Here is a 4,125-nt window from a genome sequence, read left to right as displayed (position 1 = left end):
CCCCCCGGAAACGCCAGAGGCCCCGGATCTCTCCGGGGCCTCTGTTCTGTGTGCACTCGGCAGGATTCGAACCTGCAACCTTCTGATCCGTAGTCAGATGCTCTATCCGTTAAGCTACGAGTGCTTGTTTCTTCAGTTTTCTCGCCGCTCCCGGCCCTTTCGGCCCGCTCGCGGCGACAGGAAGAACATTACATGACTGCCGCCGCCATGTGAAATCCGTTTGCCTCACCCCTTGTGACCTGCGAAAACGCAGGATGCGGGGCGGAACGCGGAGGCGGGAGGCACGGGAGGCAGAGGACGGCAACGACGAAGCCCCGGTCGGACGGACCGGGGCTTCGTGATCGGGCGGAGGCGGAGGGATTTGAACCCTCGATGGGCTTTAAGGCCCAAACCGCATTAGCAGTGCGGCGCCATAGACCGGACTAGGCGACGCCTCCTCGCACGACCTTCCGCGCGTGAGCGCGAGCGGGTGGTGCGTGCTGATGATGGCACAACCGGGCGGGCTGTCACCAATCGCCCCCCACGGTACTAGGCAGGGAGCCCGCAGGGCAAAGCCCTTCCGGCCGACAGAGCGTCGTGGCGCAACGTCCGGCGCCCTCGCGCGTTGATCAGGCCATGCTGCAGATCAACCTTCCGGACACCCACGGGCCCGCTTCCCGGCCCGCCGCCCGCCCCGCGCCGCGGCGGCTCCTCCTCGGTGCCGCCGCCTCCGTCGCCGCCCTCGTCTCGCTGTCCGCGACGCCCCCGGCGGCGTACGCCCAGGAGCTGCCGCCGACCGGTGACCGGCTCACCGTGACCGTGCGCGACGCGGGCGGCGGGGCGGACGGGACGTACGAGCTGCACTGCCGGCCCAGCGGCGGCAGCCACCCCGACCCCGCCGGGGCCTGTGCCGCCGTCGACCGGAGCACCCGGTGGGGGGAGGACGCCTTCGCCCCGGTGCCGCGGGACGCCGTCTGCACCCTGCAGTACGGCGGACCGGCCACCGCCCGCGTCACCGGCACCTGGGCCGGGCGTCCCGTCGACGCGACGTTCGACCGCGGGGACGGATGCGGGATCGCCCGCTGGGACCGGCTCGTACCGCTGCTTCCCGAGGTGCGTTCCGCGGAGCGTCCGTGAGCGGGACGGGGCACGCGCCGGCGGGACGGGGCGCAGCGCGCGTAAAGGTCCTGCGGAGGTTCGGACGGCGTCGCCGCAGGCCGTCGTGCGTTCCGGGCGATCCGGGCGTCACATCGCCGTCACTTCCTCGTGCGACCTCCGTCCCATCCGGCGTCGCGAGCGCAACCCCAGCCCTTAGACTCCCTCGCGTGACACGTTGCGGGCAGGTTGGCAAGATGGCCCGAGCGGTCGGCACGTCGCGGTAACAGGGAGGAAGCGTCTCGTGAGCAGCAGGCCATCCCGAGGCGCTGCTCGCCTCGCAGCCATACTGGACGCGCTTCCCGACGCCCTGGTGCTGGTCAACGCCAACGGGACCGTCGTCAACGCGAACACCATCGCCCTGGAGGCCTTCGAGACCCCGGGCACGGCGCTGGTGGGGCGCGGGCTGCTGGATCTGCTGCCGCAGTTCGACTCCAAGCTCATTCCGGGGTCCATGCGGCGGCCCGACCACATCGACCCCCGGGCGCGGACCAAGCCGACGCGGATGATCGCCCGGCGGACCGACGGGACCGAGTTCCCGGTCGAGGTCACCAGTGCGAACCTGGAGAACAGCCAGCAGGCCTACGACAGTTACGGCTACACCGGCGACGAGCTGCTGATGCTCGTCGTCCGCGACCTCTCCGGCACCGTCGACACCGAGGCGGAGCTGGCGCGGTCGCAGCGGCAGACCGAGATGATCCTGCGGGCCGCGGCCGAGGGCGTCGTGGGCACCGACACCGACGGCCGGATCGTCCTCGTCAACCCGGCCGCCGCCCAGATACTGGGCTACCGGGCCGGCGAGCTCGGCGGGCGCGAGCTGCACACGCTCGTCCTGCACTCGCGCGCCGACGGCTCCCCCTTCCCCTACGACGAGTCCCCGCTCGCCGACACCCTGCGCTCCGGACGCAAGCACCGGGTGCGCGGTCAGGTGCTGTACGCCAAGAGCGGCGACAAGATCCCGGTCGACCTGACGACTTCGCCGGTGCGCGACGGCGACCAGCTCGTCGGCGCCGTCATGACCTTCACCGACCGGCGCCCCTACGACGCGCTCGTCAAGGAGAAGGAGGAGGCCGAGCGGCAGCACGCCGAGGAGCTGGAGCGCCTCGCCGAGGAGCACGGCTCCGAGCTCACCGCCCTGCGCCAGAGCCACGTCACCGAGGTGGAGGAGCTGCGCGAGAAGCACGCGGAGGAGCTCGCCGCGCACGAGGAGCGGTACGCCGCCCTCGGTGAGCGCGAGAAGGACCGCTACGAGGCCCTCGCCGCCCGGCACGAACAGCTGCTCACCCTGCTCGGGCAGTCCCTGCGGGGACCGCTGGAGGAACTGCGCCGCGAGCTGTCCGCACTGGCCGCGGACGACGCCGGGCAGCTGTGGCCCGAGGCCAACCAGGTGCTCCACCACCTGTCGGCCGGCTACTCCCGCATCACCACCCTCATCGACAACGTCCTCGGCTACCAGCGCCTCGACGTCGGGACCGAGGGCGTCGTCCGGACGAAGGTGATGCTCGACGCCGTCGTCGCCGCCGGTGTGGACGGGGCCGTCGAACTCATCGGGCCCGGGCGGGTGCAGTTCGCCGTGCACGCGCCGCCCATCGAGGCCGAGGTCGACTCCCGGCTGCTCGCGACCGCCCTCGCGCACCTCGTCGCGGACGTCGCGGGCGTCGACGCGACCGGCAACACCCCCGTCTCGGCGGGCGGTTACCTGGACAACACCGTCGTGGTCGCGGCGGCGCAGCGCGGCGAGGTCGTCCGCATCGAGGTGCGCGGGCCGTACAGCGGCGGCGACCCGGTGCACGAGCCGATCGTGCGCGGGATCGTCCGGGCGCACGGCGGCGTGCTGCAGACGCACGAGGTGCCGGGGATGAGCGGCAGCGCGTTCGTCCTCGAGGTGCCGATCGGGGGCGGGGCGGGTGCCGTCCCGGCCACCGAGGCGCCCGCCGCGCCGGTGGACGAGGAGACCGCTCCGGCCGACGGCGCCGCGCAGACCTCCGGTGGCGGACGGCGGCGGGCACGGCGTGCCTCCGTGGACGCCTTCCTGGAGAGCGAGGTGCCGGGCCCGAACGACGCCTCCGGTACGGAGGCCGCGGCGCCCACCGGACGGCGCAGGCGCCGGGCGGCTGCTGTCGCCGCCGAGCCCGCGCAGCCGCAGTTGCCGGCCCAGGCGTCCGCTGAGGGCGCGGTGGTCTCCGGCGGTACCGGGCGGCGGCGCGGGCGGCCGGCCGAGGGTGCGCAGACCGCGGGTGCGGCCGGCGGTGCGGTCGAGGTCGCCGGTGCCGGTGCGGGTGGTGCCGGGGTGTCCGAGGGGGCCGTCGTCACCGCCGCCGAACACGCGGCGGGGGCCGCCGCGTCGAACACGGGGCTGGGCGGGACCGTACCGCCGCAGGGGGTGCCCGCCCCCGCCGGGCGGCGTGCCCGGCGCGAGTCCGGCGAGCAGCACGCGCTGCCGCCGGCGCTGCCCGCGCCGGCCGGTGCGTCCCAGGCCGCCCAGGCGCAGATCCCGGGGCAGGCCCAGGGACAGCCGCAGACACAGCCGACGGGCCGGCGCCGGCGGGCGCTGGCCGCCGCCACCGAGCGCGCGGCGGCGCAGGAGGCCGCGCCCCGTACGGTGTTCGCGCTGCCGCCCGCCGAGGCGGACCAGGACCAGGGAGCGCAGGCCGGGCAGGCCGAGGTGCTCGGTCAGGTCACGGGCCCGCAGGAGGGGCAAGCACCTCACGCGGGCGGGACCGGGCTCGCCGCCCCCGGTGACGCCCGGGCCGACGACGGTCGCCATGACGCCGTTCCGCACGACCGGGCCGACGACCACACCCCGCCGCAGCCGCATCCCACCAGCGCGCCGACGGGCCGCCGCCGACGGGCCGCCGCCCAGCCGGCGGAGAACGACGGGGCGGCCCCGCCCGTACCCGTGCCCGCGCCCTCACCTGCGCCTGCGCCGATGCCTGCGCCCGCGCAGGACCCGACCCGGGCGGGTGCGGTGCAGGGCGTTCCCGGGGAAGG

At 74.8% G+C, this 4,125-nt stretch carries 2 protein-coding genes and 2 tRNA genes; 2 read left to right on the top strand and 2 right to left on the bottom strand.

Annotation, left to right across the window (positions count from 1 at the left end; genetic code table 11):
* Positions 1-51: 51 nt before the first annotated feature.
* A tRNA-Arg gene (locus RIM90_RS08060) sits at positions 52-124 on the bottom strand.
* A gap of 222 nt (positions 125-346) precedes the next feature.
* Positions 347-437, bottom strand: a tRNA-Ser gene (locus tag RIM90_RS08055).
* Positions 438-615: 178 nt separating this feature from the next.
* Between RIM90_RS08055 and RIM90_RS08050 the strand changes: the two genes are divergently transcribed.
* Together RIM90_RS08050 and RIM90_RS08045 are read left to right on the top strand one after the other, a co-directional pair.
* Positions 616-1,116 (top strand): SSI family serine proteinase inhibitor, encoded by a 501-nt coding sequence (locus tag RIM90_RS08050; RefSeq protein WP_309059890.1) that lies wholly within the window; start codon positions 616-618, stop codon positions 1,114-1,116.
* A 262-nt stretch (positions 1,117-1,378) separates the two neighbouring features.
* Positions 1,379-4,125 (top strand): PAS domain-containing protein (locus RIM90_RS08045; RefSeq protein WP_309059889.1); only part of this gene is annotated, 2,747 nt, incomplete at its 3' end.

Origin of the sequence: Streptomyces sp. (genome assembly GCF_031181555.1) — a bacterium.
GTDB classification, from domain to species: Bacteria; Actinomycetota; Actinomycetes; order Streptomycetales; family Streptomycetaceae; genus Streptomyces; species Streptomyces fimbriatus.
The sequence above is the reverse complement of the archived record's forward strand: the minus strand, read 5'-3'. Positions and strand labels throughout refer to the sequence as shown.

Excerpts from the sequence above, each read along its gene's own strand:
- RIM90_RS08050 (WP_309059890.1), top strand. The coding sequence starts at position 616 with ATGCTGCAGATCAACCTTCCGGACACCCACGGGCCCGCTTCCCGGCCC.